The organism is Dactylosporangium vinaceum (assembly GCF_019904175.1).
In the GTDB taxonomy this organism is placed as follows: Bacteria; Actinomycetota; Actinomycetes; order Mycobacteriales; family Micromonosporaceae; genus Dactylosporangium; species Dactylosporangium vinaceum.
This window is the reverse complement of the sequence record NZ_CP061913.1, coordinates 11,185,594-11,202,551: the sequence shown is the minus strand read 5'-3', so window position 1 is coordinate 11,202,551 and position 16,958 is coordinate 11,185,594. Positions and strand designations below refer to the sequence as shown.

Here is a 16,958-nt window from a genome sequence, read left to right as displayed (position 1 = left end):
GATCGTGGGAATTCGGGTGGTGATCGCCGACGACCAGGAGATGGTCCGGGCCGGGCTGCGCCGCATCCTCGCGGCCGCCCCCGACATCGAGGTCGTCGCGGACGCGGCCGACGGGGTCGCGGCGCTGGAGCTGGTGCGGGCGGTGCGCCCGGACGTCGCCCTCCTCGACATCCGGATGCCGCGGATGGACGGGCTGGAGGTCACCCGGGCGCTTGCCGGGGGCCCTACCCGAGTGGTCGTCGTCACCACGTTCGACCTGGACGAGTACGTGTACGCGGCCCTGCGCAACGGCGCCGCCGGGTTCCTCCTCAAACGCTCCGGCCCGGCGCTGCTCACCGAGGCCGTCCGGGCCGCGTACTCCGGCGAGAGCCTGATCAGCCCCTCGATCACCGTGAAGCTCCTGCGGCACCTGTCCGCACCGAAACCCTCGTCGCCCGGGCGACTGACCGAGCGCGAGCTGGAGATCGCCGCGCAGGTCGGTGCCGGCCTGACGAATGCCGAGATCGGCGAGCAGCTGTTCATCTCCGCCGGTACCGTCAAAACGCACGTCGCCGCCGTGCAGCGCAAGCTCGCGGTGCGCAATCGGGTCGGCATCGCCGTATGGGCCCACAGCAACGGGCTCGTCGCGCCGTGAAGGCGCTCTGGCCGCTCCTGCTGATCGTGCCGGTCCTGTGCGGGCTGCCGTTCACCAGGCTGCCCGGCCTGCTCATCAGCATCGCGGCCATGCTCGCGGTCGCCGCCGCCATCCGCCCCTCGTGGTGGTGGCTGGTATTCGCGTCACCGGCCGTCACCGTGGCCTACCGGTTCGTCTACGAAGGTCCACCACAGCCGCCCGGTCTCTGGTTCATCTTCGAGTTCCTGCCGTTGCTGGTGCTGCTGGCCCGGCTGACCCGGCGGGGCCGTCGGGCCGGGCTCATCGTCGGACTGGCCGCCACCGTGCTCCCGCTTCGCATGTCGTTTCCGCTGAACGGTGAGGTGCTGACGGTTTCCACCGCGTTCGCCGGTGCCGTGGCGGCGGCGGCAATCGGGCTCTACCTGCGGGCCCGGGATCGGGCGCTGGAGGCGGCGCGGCGGGCGCAGCGCCTGGAACTGGCCCAGGACCTGCACGACCTCGTCGCTCACGAGGTGACCGGGATCGTGATCGAGGCGCAGGCTCCCGAGGCCGCGTCGTATTCGCGGATCGAGGCGGCGGGGCAGCGGGCGTTGGCGGCCATGGACGAGATGGTGGCCGCCCTGCGATCCTCGCGGGTGTACTCGTTCGCCGATGTGCCGGCGGTCGTCACCCGGTTCGGGCCCTCCGCTTCGCTGTCGATCGCGCCGGGGGTGTCGCTGTCCCCGGCGGCCGCGTCGGTCGCCTATTCCGTGGTCGTCGAGGCGTTGACGAACGTTCGCCGCCACGCTGCACCGTCGGCCGGCGTTGCCGTCGCGCTGTCGGCCACGGGAGTCGTCTCGGTTGTTTCCGACATGCCGGATACGGCTGGCCGGCCGCCGACCGCGGGCGCTGCTCCGGCGCGGTCCGGCGGGGGTAGCGGTCTGCGCGGACTGGCCGATCGGGTGGCCGCCGTCGGGGGGACGCTCACCTTCGGGCCGCGGGACGGGCGCTGGGAAGTCGTCTGCGATCTCTCCCGTTCGGCAGATGTGCGCGGCGGCGGCGGTCAGCAGCCTTGAGGGCATGCTCGAACTGCTCGACATCACGAAGGTCTACAAGGGACACAAGCGGGCCGTCGACGGCCTGACGCTGCGGCTGGCACCCGGACTGATCGGTCTGCTCGGCCCCAACGGCGCCGGCAAGTCCTCACTGCTGCGCATCGCCGCCACCGTCACCCGCCCGACGACGGGCACCGTCCGCTTCGACGGCGCCGACGCGGTGGCCCGGCCCGACCCGCTGCGGCGGGCACTCGGGTACCTGCCGCAGGACTTCGGCGTCTACCCGCATCTGAACGCGGTGGAGTTCCTGACGTACCTGGCCGCGGTCAAGGGGCTCTCCGCGCGCACCTCCCGGACCCAGATCGACGAGCTGCTGGAGCTGGTGAACCTCACCTCGGCGGGGCGGCGGGCGCTCGGCGGATACAGCGGCGGCATGCTGCGCCGGATAGGCATCGCGCAGGCGCTGCTGGGCGATCCGCGCGTCATCATCGTCGATGAGCCGACGGCCGGCCTCGACCCCGAGGAGCGGGTCCGCTTCCGCAACCTCCTCAGCTCGCTCGCCGCCACCCGGGTCGTCCTGCTCTCGACCCACATCGTCAGCGACGTGGAGTCGGTCGCGGCGCGCGTAGCCGTGCTCCAGGCCGGCCGGCTGCGGCTGGACGGCCCGCCGGAGGAGGTCGTCCGCAGCGTGGCCGGCCACGTCTGGGAGGCGACGGTTCCGGTTGCCGCCGCCGCCGACCTGCAGCAGCGGCTGGTGACGACCCGGGCGGTCCGATCGGCCGCGGGGGTACGGCTGCGCATGCTGTCGCCGACCCGCCCGCTCCCGGACGCGGAGCCTGTCGCACCCGACCTCGAGGACGCGTACGTCGGGGCGGTGAATCGATGATCGCTCAGGCCACTTCGGTGCTGCCGGCCGCGCTCGCCGACTTCCGCGAACGGGTGCGGCGCCCGGCGTACCTCCTCATGCTCATCTCGGCCGTCGGCCTGGGTCTGCTGGCCGTGCCGGCCGTCGACTCGCACTGGTCAGTCCTGGTGATGGGCGGCTACCGCGGCCGCTACACGAGCGGCTACGTCGGGATGGTGACCGCCCTGACCAGCGCGTTGTGGCTGACGCTTGTGGGCTTCTACCTGGTGCGCGACGCCGTGGCCCGCGACGAGCGCACGGGGGTCGGCCAGCTGATCGCCGCTTCACCACTGCGCACTCCCGCATACCTGCTGGCGAAGCTGCTCAGCAACGTCGGCGTCCTGGCCTCGATGACGGCCGTCCTGGCGGTCACCGCTGTGGGGCTGCAGCTGCTGCGGGGCGAGTCGCGGACCGTGGATCCGGTAGCGCTCACGTTGCCGTTCGTGCTTATCGCCTTCCCGATGCTCGTCGTGACGAGCGCCGTAGCCGTGCTGTTCGAGACCACTCCGCTGCTCCGCGGCGGCCTGGGCAACGTTCTGTGGATCTTCATCTGGATGGTGTCGGCGATAGTCGGCCAGTCGTCGAAGGCCCCGCTGGGTGGCCTGGGCCTGCGCCGGGTGACCCTCCCGGCCGGCGCGTCACGGGACGTCGGGCTGGGCCTGATGTACGTCGAGGAGCCGTTGAAGGTGTTCGATTGGCCGGGCCTGTCGGTGGACGCGCCGTTCGTGGCCGCCCGCCTGACCTTGATCGCCCTGGCCGCGGTCCTGGCCGTCCTGCCCTCGCTGTGGTTCACCCGCTTCGCTAGCCCGGCCCACCCCGACCGGGCCACCCGTGCGCCAGGGTCAACTCGGCTCGGCGCGGTCAGGCCGACGATGACGCCGAGGCGGGGCACCCGTGCGCTGCGCCTGCTGGCCGGCGAGACCCGGATCCTGATCGCCGGCACCCCACTGTGGTGGTGGCTGGGCGCGGCGGCGCTGACCCTGGCCGGCCTGGCCGTCCCGCGCGGCGCCGTGCTGGCGATCGCCTGGATATGGCCGATCTTGATCTGGTCCCGCCTGGGCACCCAGCCGGCCACCTCGGGCGCGGCGGCGATCCTGGACGCCTACCCGTCGCCGCGCCGCCGCGTGCTCGCCGAATGGGCAGCCGGCGTCCTGCTGGCGGCGGCGACCGGGGCCGGCGCGGCGATCCGGATGGGCTTCGGCGGCGACGGGCCGGGCCTGCTCGCCTGGGCGGCCGGCGCGCTGTTCATTCCGGGCCTGGCCCTGGCCCTGGGCACGCTGACCGGGGCGCCGCGGGTGTTTCAGGCCGTGTACACGCTCCTCTGGTACCTGATGATCAATGACGCCGATCCGCTGAACTTCATGGGCGTGCTGCGAGAGGGCGACCGGCCGACCGGTCCGGGGCCGCTGACCTGGGTCGCTCTGGCTCTCGTCGGCGTGCTGGCGGCACTCGGCCGGACGGCCGCCCGGCAGGCCCGTCGATGAGTCCGCCCCGGCGGCCGGTGCGGTGCTGTCACGCCAGTGCCTTTGTGAGGCTCTCCACCTGGCTCGGGCCCACCGAGTCCCAGTAGCGGCCATCGTGGCAGCCGGTGGTGAAGGTGACGACCGACGGGTCCGGCAAGCGGTCCCTGAGGCGGCGTACCGCGGGAGCGAACGGGTCGGCGGCTCCGATGTCGATCCGGAGCGGTAGGCCGGCCAGCTCCGCGGCCCGGGCGGTGACGTCGTGGCGGTCCCAGTCGGCCTGGGAGTCGTAGGCCCCCGGGTTGACCCGCTCGGCGTCGGCGTAGTCGCGGAAGATGGCGGGGGACGAGGCCACGACGTAACGGATCTGCGAGCGGTACGTGAGGGCCGACAGCAGCGCCCCGTAGCCGCCCATCGACCAGCCGGCCACGGCCACCCGGTCCACCTGGAGGCCGTGCCGGGAAGCCAGCAGCGGCAGGAACTCCGTGAACAGCATGCCCAGCGGGTCGTCGGTGGCGTGCGGGTGCCAGTATCCGTCGCCGCCGTCGGCTGCGGCCAGGACGAACGGGGCGGACGAAGCGGCCAGCAGGCGGGGGTAGTTGCCGGTGTTCACCGCCTGGAGCGCGTTGGAGCCGAAGCCGTGCAGGGCCAGGCACACGCCGAGGGGCCGGTCGCCGGACGGAGCCGATGACAGGGCGTAGGCGACGGTCCGGCCGCGCAGGCGGGACTCGAACGAGCCGGTTGTCGGCGGCGGTGGCGCGGCCGCGGGCAGGGCGGGAGGCGGCGCGTCGCAGCGGCCCAGGGCCTCGTCCAACCTGCCCTTGCCGGGGAGGACGGCGTGATCCACTAGTTCGAGACCCGTGCCGGCCGCTACCGCCAAAAGGACGCTCCCGCCCAGCAATGCGTTACGCCGGCTGATCCCCATGGGCGACTACGGTAGCGAGTCCGGGCCACTATCGTGGCCCGCGTGACGCGGCTCGAGTTCCGGATCCTGGGGCCGCTCTCGGTGTGGACGCCGCAGCGGCGCGCGGTCGAGCTGGGGGCCCGCAAGCAGCGGGCGGTGCTGGCCATGCTGCTGCTGGAGCCCGGGCGGGTGGTCTCCGTCGACCGGATCGTCGACGGGCTCTGGGGCGCGGACGTGCCGGCCAGCGCGACCGGGACCCTGCAGGCGTACATCTCCCAGCTGCGCCGTGCCCTGGAGCCGGACCGGGCGCCGAGGACCCCGCCCGCCGTCCTGCTCACCCAGGAGCCCGGCTATCTGCTCGCGGCCGCCGGTGACCGGATCGACGCGGTGCGCTTCACGACTGGCGTCGAGGCCGCGCGGGCGCAGCGCGATCCGGAGCGGGCCGAGCAGTTGCTGACGCAGGCCCTGGCGAACTGGAGCGGGGAGGCGCTCGCCGACTTCGCCGACGAGACGTTCGCCGCGGCGGCCGTCGCGCGGCTCAACGAGCTGCGCGACGGTGCCCTCGAGGACCTGGCCGAGATCCAGCTCGGCACCGGGCGCCCGGCCGCGGCCGTCGCGTCGGCCCGGGCGCTGCTGGAGCGGCGGCCGTTCCGTGAGCGCTCCTGGGCCCAGCTCATGCTCGGCCTGTATCGCGAGGGCCGCCAAGCCGAAGCGCTCGCCGCCTTCCGCCAGGCCCGGACCGTGCTCGACGAGGAGCTGGGCCTCCCGCCGGGGCCGGAGCTGACGGCGCTGGAGACGGCGATCCTCCAGCACGACCCGAAGCTCGCCGGTCCGCGGGGCGCGCTTGTCGCACAGGCGGCCCGAACAGCGCAATCAGCCCGTAGCGAGGACGCGGGCACCGACCCGGGCCGAAAAGCCGGCAACGACCCGGGCAAGCTCGTCGGGCGCCAAGCCGAGCAGCGGCGCATCGCCGACCGCATCGCCCAGGCGGCCAAGGGCAACGGCGGCGTCCTGCTCATCGTCGGCGAGGCCGGCCTCGGCAAGACAAGCCTGGCCGAGCACGCGGCCGAGCAGGCCCGGCCCGACCTCACCGTCGCCTGGAGCCGCTGCGCCGAAGCCAGCGCCACTCCCGCCTTCTGGCCCTGGACGCAGATCCTCAGGGCGATCGGCGGCAGCGAGGACCTGCTCGACGCCCTGGCCGGCCGGAGGGCTGCCGACCACGCGGATCCCGAGACGGCCCTGTTCGAGCTCCACGAGCAGGTCGCGGAGGCGCTCCACACGCCCCTGCTGATCGTCATCGACGACCTCCACGCGGCCGACCCGGCCTCGCTGCAACTGCTGGCCCACCTGGCGCCCACCCTGCACCGGCGACCGATCCTGGTGCTGGCGACCCTGCGGCCCGAGACGTCCGAGGCGGCGGTCCGCGAGACCCTGGCCCTGCTGGCCAACGAGCGCGGCGCCGAGCGCATCCGGCTGGCCGCGCTCACCGAGGCCGACGTCGCCGAGTACGTCAAGCGCCCCGGCCCGGTCGCGCACGCCCTCCTGGAGCGCACCGGCGGCAACCCGTTCTACCTCAAGGAGCTGCTGCGGCTGCTGGAGAGCGAGTATCCGGACGGCTGGGGCGACACCCAGGCCGTCGCCGCGGCCGGGGTGCCGGAGAGTGTCCGCGACGTCATCGCCCGGCGGCTGTCGCGGCTGCCGGCGCCGGCCCGGGAGCTGCTGGAGACCGCGGCCGTCATCGGGCGCGACGTCGACCTGCTGCTCCTCGCGGCCGGCACGGGCCGGGAGCACGATCAGGTCATGGCCGGGCTCGAGCCCGTCATCGGGATCGGCATGCTGCTGGAGGTACCGGACAGCTGGGATTATCGCTTTTCGCACGCCCTCGTCCGGGACACCGTCTACGGCAGCCTGACCCGGCTGCAGCGGGCGCGGCTGCACAAGCGGGTCGGTGAGGCGCTCGAGGCGTTCGACCGGCCCGACGACCCCGAGCATCTCGGGCGCCTGGTGCACCACTTCACGATGGCCGCCCGGCTGGGTGTGGCCGATCGCGCGGTCCGGTATGCGCGGCGGGCGGCCGAGCTGGCGATGGCGCAGCTGGCCTACGACGAGGCCGCCCGTTATCTCGAGTCCGCCCTCGGTGCCCTCGACCCGACGGGGCCCGGCGCGGCGGGGGAGCGCGGCCGGCTGCTCGTGCAGCTCGGGCTGGCCCGGCGCGCGGCCGGAGACCTCGACGGGACGCGGGCCGTGCTCGACGAGGCGCTGACGCTGGCCCGGCCGCTCGGCGACGACGAGCTCGCGATGGACGCGGCGACGCTGTTCGGCGGGGCGACGCTGTGGACGTGGCGGCCGTACCTCACCGTCGACGAGCGCATGATCGCCATCCTGCGCGAGCAGCTGGACCGGCTCGGGCCCGATGACGTCTACCGGCGGGCCGTGCTGCTCGGCACGCTCGCCGTGGAGTTGTACCACCACCCCGACCGCGAGCAGGGCGAGGCCCACGCGGCGGAGGCGGTGCGCCTGGCCCGCGGGCTCGGCGACCCGGAGCTGCTCGCGCGGACCCTGAACAACGCCTGGAACGTCGCCTGGGTGCCACAGCGCCTGGCCGAGCGCCGGGCGACAACCGACGAGCTGCTGGCGATCCCCGGCCTGCCGCGGACCGTCGAGGTGATGGCCCGGCTGCACCGGATGATCACCGAGGTCAGCGTCGGCGACGTGGCCGGGTTCGACGCCGACCTGGCCCGGGCCGTCCGGCTGGCCGAGGAGATCCGCTCGCCGGTGCTGCCGGCGCAGGTGCGATACGCGCAGGCCGGGCGGGCCGTGCTGGCGGGCGACTGGGAGGCCGGGGAGCGGCTGGTCGGCGAGGCGTTCGCGCTGCAGGAGCACACCTCGCTGTGGGGCACGCAGTGGATCCGCCTGGCGATGCTGTACACCAGCCGGCGCTTCCAGGGCCGCGCCGGCGAACTGCGCGACGAGCTGATCCGCCGGGCCGACGAGCCGCACCTGCAGCTCCTGCGGCCGACAGCGGTCCTGGCCGCGTGCGAGTCCGGTGACGAGGAGCTGGCGCGGGCGCTTGTCGAGCGCTGGGGAACGGCCCGTGAGCAGCTCTGGTGCTGGGACTTCGTGGCCTTCCAGTGGGCCCTCGTGGCCGCCCGGCTCGGCACACCGGACCCCCGGGAGCTGTACGCCGAGATCGAGCCCTACGCCGACCGGTTCCCGACACTCGGCACCGGCTGCGCCACCTGGGGCACCCTCGGGTTCGCGCTGGCCGGGCTGGCCGCGCGGCTGGGCGAGCCCGGGAAGGCCCTGGTCCACGCCGAGGCCGCGCTGGCCGCCCACCGCCGCCTCGGGGCCGCCCACCTGATCGCCGCATCCGAGGCACAAGTCGCCGACCTAGTGGTCTCCAAGTCCTGACCAACCGGGCCGCCGCACCGTTCACGGCATGACCACTGCACTGACCTCCCTCCCGGCCGTGGCCGGTCCCGTATATGTCCCCGGCGACGAAGGCTTCGCGGCCGAGGTGTTCTCCTGGAACGTCGCCACCACCCACGAGCCCCTGGCCGTCGTCGGCGCCACCAGCGCGCAGGACGTGGCCGAGGCGGTGCGCTGGGCCGGCACCCTCGGCCTGCCGGTCGCCGTCCAGGCCACCGGGCACGGCGCGGTCCGCCCCGCGAAGGGCGGCATCCTCATCACCACGACCCGCATGGCCGAGGTGAGCGTGGACCCGGTCGCCCGGGTCGCCCGCGCCGCCGCCGGGGCCCGCTGGTCCCAGGTGATCGCGGCCGCCGCCCCGCACGGCCTGGCTCCCTTGAGCGGCTCGTCGTCGCAGGTGGGGGTGGTCGGGTACACCCTCGGAGGCGGTGTCGGTCCGCTGGGCCGCAAGCACGGCTTCGCCGCCGACCACGTGCGCCGGGTCGAGATCGTCACCGCGGACGGCGCGCTGCGCACGGTCGACGCCGACCACGAGGCCGACCTGTTCTGGGCGGTCCGGGGCGGCAAGGGCAACTTCGGCATCGTCACCGCCATCGAGTTCGACCTCGTTGCGGCGGCGGAGTTCTTCGGCGGCGGCATCTACTACCCCGGCCGACACGCTTCCAAGATCCTGGAGGTGTACTCCCAGTGGTCGGCCCGCCTCCCCGAGGAGATGAGCACCTCGGTCGCACTGCTCCGGCTCCCGGACGCGCCGATGGTCCCCCCGCCCCTGCGCGGTGCTCTCACCGTCCACCTGCGCGTCTGCTTCCTCGGCCGCCCGGAGGAGGGCGAGGCGCTGCTGGCCCCGATGCGCGCCGCCGCGCCGTCGATCATCGACGACATCGCCGTGCTCCCGTACGCCGCCATCGACGCCGTCCACCGCGACCCCACCGACCCGATGCCGTCCCGCGAGCGCGGCGTGCTGCTCGACGCCCTCACTCCGGAGACGGTCGAGCGGATCGTCGCCGCGGCCGGCCCCGACGTCGACATCCCGGTGCCGATGGTCGAGATCCGCCACCTCGGCGGCGCGTTCACCCGCCCGCCGGCCGTCGCCAACGCGGTGAGCGGACGCGGCGCGCAGTACGTCCTGTTCGCCATCGGCCTCGGCCTGCCCGAGCTGGCCCCGGTCGTCGACGCCGCGATCGAGCGGATCCTGGCCGTCGACACCGTCCCGGGCGGCCTGATGAACTTCAGCGGCGGCGCCGGCCCCGAGGCGATCCAGGCCAACTGGGCGCAGGCGGACCGCGACCGGCTCCTGCGGGTCAAGCGCTCGTACGACCCGACGAACGTCTTCTCCAGCGGCCAGCCGCTGCTGCCCTGAACTTCCCGTCCTGCACCCGGCCCGCACTGACGCGGGCCGGGTGCGCGCCGATGTATGCAGCATGCAAAGGTCGGTGCTGCGGACGATGCGGCTGACTGTCGCTCTCGCGCTGGCCGCGGTGACGGCGATCAGCCTGGTGCACATCACCCTGGCGGGCCTGGCGACGGTGCTCGTCATGGCCGTCTTCGCCTACACCCTGCACCGGCTGCTGAACCGCCTGCAACACCAGCACACCTCCCAGACCGCCCTGCTCCACACGGTCCTGCGCCGCTTTCCGTTCCCGGTCGTCGTGACCGACCCGGCGGGCGCTGTCCAGTCGGCCAACCCGCCGGCCCTCGACCTGCTGGGCTGGCCACTGGAGCGCCCCCTGGCCGCCGAGGCGCTGCAGCTGCACACCGCCGACGGCCGCCCGGTTGACCTGCGCACGCTCGCCCTGAACGGCCCCGACACCTGCGAGGCCCGCCTGACCCGCGCCGACGGCACGGTAAGCGACATCCACATCGAGTCGATCCCCATCGACCCGGGCGCCGGCACCGTCTACGCCCTGCAGGACATCAGCGCCCAGCGCGTCTACGAGGAGTCCCTGCACCACGCCGCGTACCACGATGCGCTGACCGGCCTGCCGAACCGCGCGATGCTGTGGCAGCACCTGCACCGCGCGGCGGCGGCGAGCGACCCTTACGCGGTGCTCCTGATCGACCTGGCCGACTTCCGCACCGTCAACGACACCCACGGCCACCAGACCGGCGACGAGCTCCTGACCGCCGTGGCCCACCGCCTCCGCGACGCCGCCTACGCCGAGACCCGCACCACGCCCCACCGCGCCGTCGTGGCCCGCCTGGGCAGCGACGAGTTCGCCATCCTCCTGCCCGGCGCGGACACCCACCGGGCCGGCCACCTGGCCCACACCCTGCGCGCCGCCTTCGACCAGCCGTTCCCCACCACTGTGGGCCGCCTGGCCGCAAGGGCCCACATAGCCACCGCCACAAGCAGCCCGGGCGCCAACCCCGACGAGGCCATGGCCGAGGCCGACACCGCCCTCACCAGGTCCAAGGCCCGCCGCCTGCCCACCCCGACCTGACCACCACGCAATGCCGCCGGCCGGGCCGGGAGAAGGCGAAACGGCCCCCCGCTGGTGCCGGGAGGCCGTTCCTTCTATGTAGGGCGCGCCCCAGTCCGGGCCGGACTCGCAGCGCGCGCTCAGGTTCGTGTGGTGTCGCACCGGGGTGGCCGACGGTGATGGTGCCGGCCCGCCGCCCCGCAATCACATCGTGGCCGCCCTCGGTCTCGATTGTGTCGTTGCCCGGTTCCGCCTTGATCACAATGTTGCCGCCGGCAGCATTCCCGCCGCGGCCGAGGGTGAGCGGGCCGCCCGTGGCTATCGGCGCGCCGGTGTGGCGGGCCCGCCGTGGGCCACGGCCCAGTCGATCAGGCCGGCGAGGGAGGCCATGAGCGCCGTCCCCTTCGCCGAGAGGGAGTACTCGACGGACGGGGGCACTGTCGGGTACACCGTGCGCTCCACGAGACCGTCGCTCTCCAGCGTCCGCAGTGTGCGGGTCAGCATGCGCTGGGAGATGCCCTCGATCGCGCGGTGGAGTTCGTTGAAGCGGTACCGGCGCCGGGACAGCAGCGACAGCACGACGAGGGTCCAGCGCTCCCCCATGCGGCGCACGATGCCGGTGACGGGGCAGGCGTCGTACTCGGCGACGGGCACACGGGTGTGCGTATCCAACATTGAAGTGCCTCCTTATGCGCCTGGCCCAAGGGTACTGAGATGTGTCGTATGAGCCCCAAAACGGTTGTGATCGCCGGCGGTACGGACGGGATGGGCCGGGCGACGGCGCTGGCCCGGTTCGAGCGCGGCGACGACGTGTACGTGATCGGCAGCAATCCCCTGAAGGGCCGGACGCTGCCGTCCGGCATCACCTTCTTGCGCAAGGACCTCAGCGAGGGCGCGGCCGTCCGTGAAGTCGTGGCGGAGCTGCGCTCGCGGGTCGCGGCGGTGGATGCGCTCGTGCTCTGCGCCAATCGGGTCGGCCCGGCCCGGCGGGAGACGTCGGAGCATTTCGAGTACACCTTCGGGCTCTATTTTCTGGCTCGTCACCGGCTCGCGGAAGGACTCCGGCCGCTGCTGGAGTCGGCCGCCGCCCCGGTCATCGTCAACGTCGGCGGGGTCGGCGTCACGAAGGGTGTGATCGCGTGGGACGACCTGCAGCTGCGCAGCGGCTATTCGATGGTGCGGGCGCAGATGCAGGCCGGGCGGCTCAACGATCTGCTCGGCGCCGGGTACCGCGGGAAAGCCCGCTACGTGCTCTACCACCCGGGCTTCACGAAGAGCGGCGACCACTCGCCGCTCAACCCCGTGCTGCGCGGCGGGCTGCGGCTGCTCGCGGCCGTCGCCGCGCGCCCGGTCGCGGCGTCGGTGGCGCCGATCGTGGAGCTCATCGACGCGCCGCCCGCGGCCCAGCTGACCGCGCTGGACCGCGGGCGGGAGCTGCCGCTGTCGCTACCGAGCCTCGACCCGGCCGGGGCGGCTCGGCTGCACGCGATGCTGGCGGATGAGGCGTTTGCGTAGCACCCAGGGCGCGAGGGCGAGGCCGGCGACCGCCCAGGCGCCCAGCACCGCGGCGGTGGCCACGGGGTGCGCCGCCTCGCCCGGGAGGAACGCGGTGCGCATGCCGAGCCCCAGCCAGTACACCGGGAACGCCTGCGCCACCGCCTGCACCCAACCGGGCAGGACGGTGATCGGGTAGAAGATCCCGGAGATGCCGATGACGACCAGGATCGGCAGGGTGAGCAGCCCCTGCCCGCGCGCGGTCGGGAACAGCGCCCCGAGCACGGCCCCGAGCGGCAGCGTCGCGAGCAGCCCGAGCCCGAGCACCCACAGCGCGGTGCCGATGTCGACGGCGGGCGCCGCGTCGACGATGAGCAGCGCCGGCACCAGGAAGATGGCGAGGTCGACGACGAGCCCGCCGCTCACGCTGATGATTTTGCCGATGAGGTACTCCCGCAGCCCGTTCGGCGTCGCCCGCGCCCGCAGCAGCGTGCCGTCCTCGCGGTCGGCGGTCAGCCCCTGGCTCATCGTGACCATGCCCATGGCCGCGTTCATGCCGAGGATGGAGGGCAGGAGCGCGGCGTGGCCGCGCAGGAAGTAGAGGGTGACGAGCATCAGCGTGGGCCAGAAGCAGTGGTTGAACAGGTCGGCGGGCTGGGTCAGCGACTGCCGCAGCTCGATCAGGCCGCGGTGCCACCCGGCGCTCACGGCCGGGCCGCCTTGTCCTCGGCGCGGCGCACGAGTTCGAGGTAGGTGTCCTCCAGCGACGAGCGGCGGATCTCCAGGTTTTCCACGGCCGTCGCGTGCCGCCGGAACAGCTCGTAGGCGAACCCGGTGGCGTCGCTCGTCGTCTCGATGTGCTGCTCGCCGTGGAGCCGCCAGCGCACCTCGTCCGGCCCGGCGATGCGGGCGAGCTCGGCCGCGGTACCGTCGGCGATCACCCGCCCCGCGTCGAGGATCACGATCCGCGCGGCGAGGCGCTCGGCCTCGTCCAGGTCGTGGGTGGTCAGCAGGACCGTCGTGCGGTATTCGGCGATCACGTCCTGGATCAGCTGATGGAACTCGCGCCGCGCGTGCGGGTCGAGCCCGGCCGTGGGCTCGTCCAGGAACAGCACCTCCGGCCGCCCGATCAGCCCGAGCGCCAGGTCCAGCCGCCGCCGCTGCCCGCCGGAGAGCAGCCCGATGCGCTGCCCGGCCTGCCCGGTCAGCCCGACGGCGGCGATGAGCACATCCGGGTCCCAGGCCCGCCCGGGGTAGTACCGGGCCTGGTGGCCGACAAGCTCCCGCACCCGCCACCTGGCATGGTCGCGCCACGCCTGCAGCACGATCCCCACCCGGGCCCGCCACCGCTCGTCCCCCCGCGCCGGGTCGGTCCCGAGCACGGCCGCGCTCCCGCCGGTGCGAATCCGGAACCCTTCGAGGATCTCGATGGTGGTGCTCTTCCCCGCCCCGTTGGGCCCGAGCAGCGCCACCACCTCGCCCGGCCGCGCCGCGAAGCCGACACCGCTGAGCACGTCCCGGTCGCCGTACCGCATCCGCAGCCCGTCGATCTCGATCACGTTAGTTTCCATTTTTTGAAACTAGAAATTTGCTGGTACCGCAGGCAAGCGCCCGTTGCACCGCACTGCAATGAATTGCACAGCGTTGCAATGGGGGGTGACTGAATGCAACGATGGGTCCCATGCCGGGAGCCCGCCTGACGCGCGAGGAGCGCGAGCACATCGCGGCCGGGCTGGCCGACGGGCTCGACTACGCCGAGATCGCCCGCCGCCTGGGCCGCCCGACGTCGACCGTCTCCCGGGAGGTGGGCCGCAACCTGCGCCAGGGCACGTATCGCGCGGCCGACGCCCACCGCGCCCGCCGCCCGGCCCGCAGCCTGTCGCCGCGCCCCGCCGTCGCCGGGGCGGAGGGGGTTGCCGCCTTCGACGACCGCTTCGCCGCGCTGATGGTCGAGACCGGCCTGAACCGCATGGCCGCCCGCGTCCTGACCGCCATCGTCACCACCGACACCGGCGCCCTGACCGCCGCCGAACTGGTCGCCCGCCTCAACGTGAGCCCCGCCTCGGTCTCGAAGTCCATCGCCTACCTGGAGGCCATGGACATCGTCCGCCGCGAACGCCCCGCGGGCCGCCGCGAGCGCTACGTCATCGACGACGACGTCTGGCTCCGGACCTGGCTCACCAGCGCCCAGGCCCACGCCAAATGGGCCGCCGCCGCCCGCGAGGGCGCCGACCTGTACGGCGCAGCCACGCCCGCGGGAGTCCGCCTGGAGCGCATGGCCCGCTTCTTCGACACCCTGAGCCGCGACATGGCCGCCGACTACGACCCCGCGGTCGCCGACGACATGCTGACCGTCCTGGCCGCCCTGGTGCACGCGGCCGCCCCCCGCACGGCCGCGGAGCTGGCGGCCGCCCTGGACTGGCCGGCGGCGCGGGTCGAGGCCGCACTGTCCCTGGCTGCCGACCGCCCGGACTTCGCCGATCCGGTGGCGCCCCACCCGCTGCCCGGCGGCCGCTACCTCGCCGTCGCCGGCACCAACCGCCTCACCGCCGAGCAGCGGGCCGCGCTGCGCTGACCGGAGGTGTCGGCCAGGGCCGCTCGGCCGGGTGGTCAGCGGGCGAAGTCGGCGGGCATCGGGGCTTCGACTGTCACGCGGGTGCCGGCGTGGTCGAAGGTCAGACGCCAGGAGTGCAGATAGGTGCGGCCCTCCGGGTGCTTCTCGAAGAGCGGGTCGCCCACGATCGGGTGGCCGATCCAGGCCAGGTGGACGCGGATCTGGTGGCGGCGGCCGGTGTGGGGGTGGGCCTCCAGCAGGGCGCGGTCCGGCGTCTGGGTGCGCACGGTGAAGCTCGTCTGGGACGGGTACGTCGAGACCGTGTCGAACACCGCCGACGCCGGCACGCCCCAGCGGCCGCCGGTCTCGGTGATGGTCTCGCGCGGCGCGGCTATGCGGACGCGGTTCTTGCGCCCGACGCTCAACGGCAGGTCGATGTGGCCGGTCTCGGGCAGTCCGCCGGGGGAGACGACGGCCAGGTACGACTTCTCGACCGTGCGCTTGTTGAACTGGCGGGTCAGGGCGCCGTGGGCGGGGAGGTTCTTCGCGAAGAGGATGACGCCCGACGTGACCTTGTCGATGCGGTGGGCCGGAAACAGCTCCTCACCCGCGTCGGCGGCCAGGCGGACCAGGTCGGACTCGTGGCGCTCGCCCATGACGGAGATGCCCGGGGGCTTGTTCAGGACGAGGATCGCCTCGTCCTCCAGGATCACGTGCTCGCGAAAGTCCGCCCACATCGGCCTCATCTTGCCCGACGCGGCCGCGGCTCTCAGGGGTAGGGGAAACCCCCCGCTCGATCGGCGGGCTGGCACCGCTGACTCCGGAGGCGCGCACCGGCAGGGTTGAAGCATGGAAGCGATGGCCGGCTGGGCGTACCTGCTGATCTTTGTGCTGCTCGTCCTGGACTGCCTCATCCCGGCCGTCCCGGCGGAGACGAGCGTGATCGCGGGTGGGGCGCTGGCCGCGAACGGGCACCTGCACCTGGCCGCCGTCCTGCTGGCGTCGGCGTCCGCGGTGTTCGCCGGCGACGTGCTCATGCACGAGGTGGCCCGCCGCGGCGGCCGGCGGTTCGTGGAGCGCTTCCTGCGCGGCGAGCGGTACGCCAGGGCCGTCAGCTGGGTCGCCCGCCTCCTCGACCGCCACGGCGGCGCGATCGTCGCGGGTGGCCGCTTCGTCCCCCTCGGACGCACCACCGTCGCGCTCGTCAGCGGCTACGCCCGGTTTCCCCGGCGCCGGCTGCTGCCCGCGTTCGCGATCGGGGCCGTCCTGTGGAGCGTCTACGTGGTGGGCCTCGGTTATCTGGGCGGCAACGTGTTCACCGACAACCCACTCGCCGCCGCCGGCCTGGGGATCACCCTGTCATTCCTCGTGACGGGTGTGACGACGGTGGCGCGACGCCTACGTTTGCGCACTCGGCGCGGCGGGCATCCAGTAATCAGCAAGGCGTGACTGGAATACGTGGAAGGGATACGCGATGAGTTTCACGGACAAGGTCGAGCACAAGGCCGAAGAGCTCAAGGGTGCCGTCAAGGAGAAGTACGGCGACGCCACGGACAACGAGAGCCTGCAGGCTGAGGGCGCCGCCGAGCGCGCCGCCGCGAAGGCCAAGCAGGCCGGCGACCACGTGAAGGACGCGGGCAACGACGTTGCCGACGCCTTCAAGCGCTGATCGCCTCCAGCGACGGATATCGGGCCGCCCCCTTCGGGGGCGGCCCGCCTCGTTTCCGGGCTAGGAGAGGGCCGCGCAGGTCAGCACCAGGAGCCCCAGCGCCACGTCGTTCACGGCCGAGGGCGACAGGCCGTACTGCAGGACCAGCGGCGCCATCAGCAGCCACCCGGCCAGGCCGCCCGTGATCGCGGTGAAGCCGGCCACCCCCGGCTTGAGCAGGCGGATGGCGGTCACCACGGCCAGCGTGACGCCCGTGACGGCGTCGCACCAGAAGATGTCGTAGCGGCCCGCGCCTATGTAGCCGAAGGGCACCGACGAGACGACGAGCCATACCGCGGCCAGGAAGATGACGGTCGAGGGCACAAAGCGTGCGGTCCGGGCCGGCTTGTCCGGTTCGAGCGTGCGGGCGTGGGCGGGGGTGGTGAAGTCCTGGTCCGAGATGAAGCTCGTCATGGCCGCCAGCCTCGGCAACGGGCG

17 protein-coding genes are annotated in these 16,958 nt (G+C 73.5%); 11 read left to right on the top strand and 6 right to left on the bottom strand.

What is annotated here, in order from left to right:
- Nucleotides 1-4 precede the first annotated feature (4 nt).
- The 4 genes from Dvina_RS50390 to Dvina_RS50375 are packed head-to-tail and all read left to right on the top strand — an operon-like array spanning nucleotide 5 to nucleotide 4,035.
- Nucleotides 5-634, top strand: coding sequence for a response regulator (locus tag Dvina_RS50390; protein WP_223099241.1), 630 nt, complete (start codon nucleotides 5-7; stop codon nucleotides 632-634).
- On the top strand, nucleotides 631-1,668 hold the full coding sequence (locus tag Dvina_RS50385; protein WP_223099240.1) for a sensor histidine kinase: 1,038 nt from the start codon (nucleotides 631-633) through the stop codon (nucleotides 1,666-1,668). Before Dvina_RS50390 ends, Dvina_RS50385 begins: the two co-directional genes overlap by 4 nt.
- 4 nt (nucleotides 1,669-1,672) lie before the next feature.
- Entirely contained in the window at nucleotides 1,673-2,533 is an 861-nt protein-coding gene (locus tag Dvina_RS50380; protein ID WP_223099239.1) for an ABC transporter ATP-binding protein, read from the top strand.
- Nucleotides 2,530-4,035, top strand: coding sequence for an ABC transporter permease (locus tag Dvina_RS50375; RefSeq protein WP_223099237.1), 1,506 nt, complete (start codon nucleotides 2,530-2,532; stop codon nucleotides 4,033-4,035). The genes Dvina_RS50380 and Dvina_RS50375 overlap by 4 nt, the downstream gene beginning before the upstream one ends.
- 28 nt (nucleotides 4,036-4,063) lie before the next feature.
- Here Dvina_RS50375 and Dvina_RS50370 read toward each other — a convergent pair whose 3' ends face one another.
- A complete protein-coding gene (locus Dvina_RS50370) occupies nucleotides 4,064-4,858 on the bottom strand; it encodes an alpha/beta hydrolase (protein WP_223099235.1) in 795 nt (264 codons plus the stop codon).
- A gap of 120 nt (nucleotides 4,859-4,978) precedes the next feature.
- On the opposite strand from Dvina_RS50370, the gene Dvina_RS50365 reads away from it, so the two are divergent.
- From Dvina_RS50365 to Dvina_RS50355, 3 genes are all read left to right on the top strand, one after another.
- Nucleotides 4,979-8,326 carry an ATP-binding protein gene (locus Dvina_RS50365; RefSeq protein WP_223099233.1) on the top strand — a complete coding sequence of 1,116 codons (3,348 nt, stop codon included), beginning with the start codon at nucleotides 4,979-4,981 and terminating at the stop codon, nucleotides 8,324-8,326.
- Between the two features lie 28 nt (nucleotides 8,327-8,354).
- On the top strand, nucleotides 8,355-9,704 hold the full coding sequence (locus Dvina_RS50360) for an FAD-binding oxidoreductase (protein ID WP_223099231.1): 1,350 nt from the start codon (nucleotides 8,355-8,357) through the stop codon (nucleotides 9,702-9,704).
- A gap of 85 nt (nucleotides 9,705-9,789) precedes the next feature.
- Complete coding sequence (locus tag Dvina_RS50355; RefSeq protein ID WP_223099229.1) at nucleotides 9,790-10,785, top strand: sensor domain-containing diguanylate cyclase; 996 nt, start codon at nucleotides 9,790-9,792, stop codon at nucleotides 10,783-10,785.
- A 297-nt stretch (nucleotides 10,786-11,082) separates the two neighbouring features.
- Here Dvina_RS50355 and Dvina_RS50350 read toward each other — a convergent pair whose 3' ends face one another.
- Nucleotides 11,083-11,439: a winged helix-turn-helix transcriptional regulator gene (locus tag Dvina_RS50350; RefSeq protein WP_281428300.1), complete on the bottom strand. Its 357-nt coding sequence runs from the start codon at nucleotides 11,437-11,439 to the stop codon at nucleotides 11,083-11,085.
- Nucleotides 11,440-11,487: 48 nt separating this feature from the next.
- Between Dvina_RS50350 and Dvina_RS50345 the strand changes: the two genes are divergently transcribed.
- Nucleotides 11,488-12,279, top strand: coding sequence for an SDR family NAD(P)-dependent oxidoreductase (locus Dvina_RS50345; protein WP_223099227.1), 792 nt, complete (start codon nucleotides 11,488-11,490; stop codon nucleotides 12,277-12,279).
- Here the strand turns inward: Dvina_RS50345 and Dvina_RS50340 are convergent.
- Both Dvina_RS50340 and Dvina_RS50335 read right to left on the bottom strand, forming a co-directional pair.
- Nucleotides 12,211-12,966, bottom strand: a complete 756-nt coding sequence (locus Dvina_RS50340; protein WP_223099226.1) for an ABC transporter permease — start codon at nucleotides 12,964-12,966, stop codon at nucleotides 12,211-12,213. The two genes, Dvina_RS50345 and Dvina_RS50340, sit on opposite strands and share 69 nt — an antisense overlap.
- Nucleotides 12,963-13,829, bottom strand: a complete 867-nt coding sequence (locus Dvina_RS50335; protein WP_223099225.1) for an ABC transporter ATP-binding protein — start codon at nucleotides 13,827-13,829, stop codon at nucleotides 12,963-12,965. The genes Dvina_RS50340 and Dvina_RS50335 overlap by 4 nt, the downstream gene beginning before the upstream one ends.
- Nucleotides 13,830-13,939: 110 nt before the next feature.
- Here Dvina_RS50335 and Dvina_RS50330 point away from each other — a divergent pair, with 110 nt between their 5' ends.
- A complete protein-coding gene (locus Dvina_RS50330) occupies nucleotides 13,940-14,833 on the top strand; it encodes a GbsR/MarR family transcriptional regulator (protein ID WP_223099224.1) in 894 nt (297 codons plus the stop codon).
- Nucleotides 14,834-14,868: 35 nt separating this feature from the next.
- On the opposite strand, the gene Dvina_RS50325 is transcribed toward Dvina_RS50330, so the two are convergent.
- Nucleotides 14,869-15,549, bottom strand: coding sequence for an RluA family pseudouridine synthase (locus Dvina_RS50325; protein ID WP_223099223.1), 681 nt, complete (start codon nucleotides 15,547-15,549; stop codon nucleotides 14,869-14,871).
- 112 nt (nucleotides 15,550-15,661) lie between these two features.
- On the opposite strand from Dvina_RS50325, the gene Dvina_RS50320 reads away from it, so the two are divergent.
- The gene (locus Dvina_RS50320) at nucleotides 15,662-16,261 is read left to right on the top strand and encodes a DedA family protein (protein ID WP_223099222.1); all 600 of its coding nucleotides are present in this window, start codon (nucleotides 15,662-15,664) and stop codon (nucleotides 16,259-16,261) included.
- 25 nt (nucleotides 16,262-16,286) lie between these two features.
- Nucleotides 16,287-16,481: a CsbD family protein gene (locus Dvina_RS50315; RefSeq protein ID WP_223099221.1), complete on the top strand. Its 195-nt coding sequence runs from the start codon at nucleotides 16,287-16,289 to the stop codon at nucleotides 16,479-16,481.
- Between the two features lie 60 nt (nucleotides 16,482-16,541).
- On the opposite strand, the gene Dvina_RS50310 is transcribed toward Dvina_RS50315, so the two are convergent.
- Nucleotides 16,542-16,934 carry an SPW repeat domain-containing protein gene (locus tag Dvina_RS50310; protein ID WP_223099220.1) on the bottom strand — a complete coding sequence of 131 codons (393 nt, stop codon included), beginning with the start codon at nucleotides 16,932-16,934 and terminating at the stop codon, nucleotides 16,542-16,544.
- Nucleotides 16,935-16,958 lie beyond the last annotated feature (24 nt).

Bases quoted from the DNA above. Each gene is read 5' to 3' on its own strand.
- Dvina_RS50380 (WP_223099239.1), top strand. From the start codon at position 1,673: ATGCTCGAACTGCTCGACATCACGAAGGTCTACAAGGGACACAAGCGG.
- Dvina_RS50375 (WP_223099237.1), top strand. From the start codon at position 2,530: ATGATCGCTCAGGCCACTTCGGTGCTGCCGGCCGCGCTCGCCGACTTC.
- Dvina_RS50360 (WP_223099231.1), top strand. From the start codon at position 8,355: ATGACCACTGCACTGACCTCCCTCCCGGCCGTGGCCGGTCCCGTATAT.
- Dvina_RS50355 (WP_223099229.1), top strand. From the start codon at position 9,790: ATGCGGCTGACTGTCGCTCTCGCGCTGGCCGCGGTGACGGCGATCAGC.
- Dvina_RS50350 (WP_281428300.1), bottom strand. From the start codon at position 11,439: ATGTTGGATACGCACACCCGTGTGCCCGTCGCCGAGTACGACGCCTGC.
- Dvina_RS50345 (WP_223099227.1), top strand. From the start codon at position 11,488: ATGAGCCCCAAAACGGTTGTGATCGCCGGCGGTACGGACGGGATGGGC.
- Dvina_RS50335 (WP_223099225.1), bottom strand. From the start codon at position 13,829: ATGGAAACTAACGTGATCGAGATCGACGGGCTGCGGATGCGGTACGGC.
- Dvina_RS50330 (WP_223099224.1), top strand. From the start codon at position 13,940: ATGCCGGGAGCCCGCCTGACGCGCGAGGAGCGCGAGCACATCGCGGCC.
- Dvina_RS50325 (WP_223099223.1), bottom strand. From the start codon at position 15,549: ATGTGGGCGGACTTTCGCGAGCACGTGATCCTGGAGGACGAGGCGATC.
- Dvina_RS50320 (WP_223099222.1), top strand. From the start codon at position 15,662: ATGGAAGCGATGGCCGGCTGGGCGTACCTGCTGATCTTTGTGCTGCTC.
- Dvina_RS50315 (WP_223099221.1), top strand. From the start codon at position 16,287: ATGAGTTTCACGGACAAGGTCGAGCACAAGGCCGAAGAGCTCAAGGGT.
- Dvina_RS50310 (WP_223099220.1), bottom strand. From the start codon at position 16,934: ATGACGAGCTTCATCTCGGACCAGGACTTCACCACCCCCGCCCACGCC.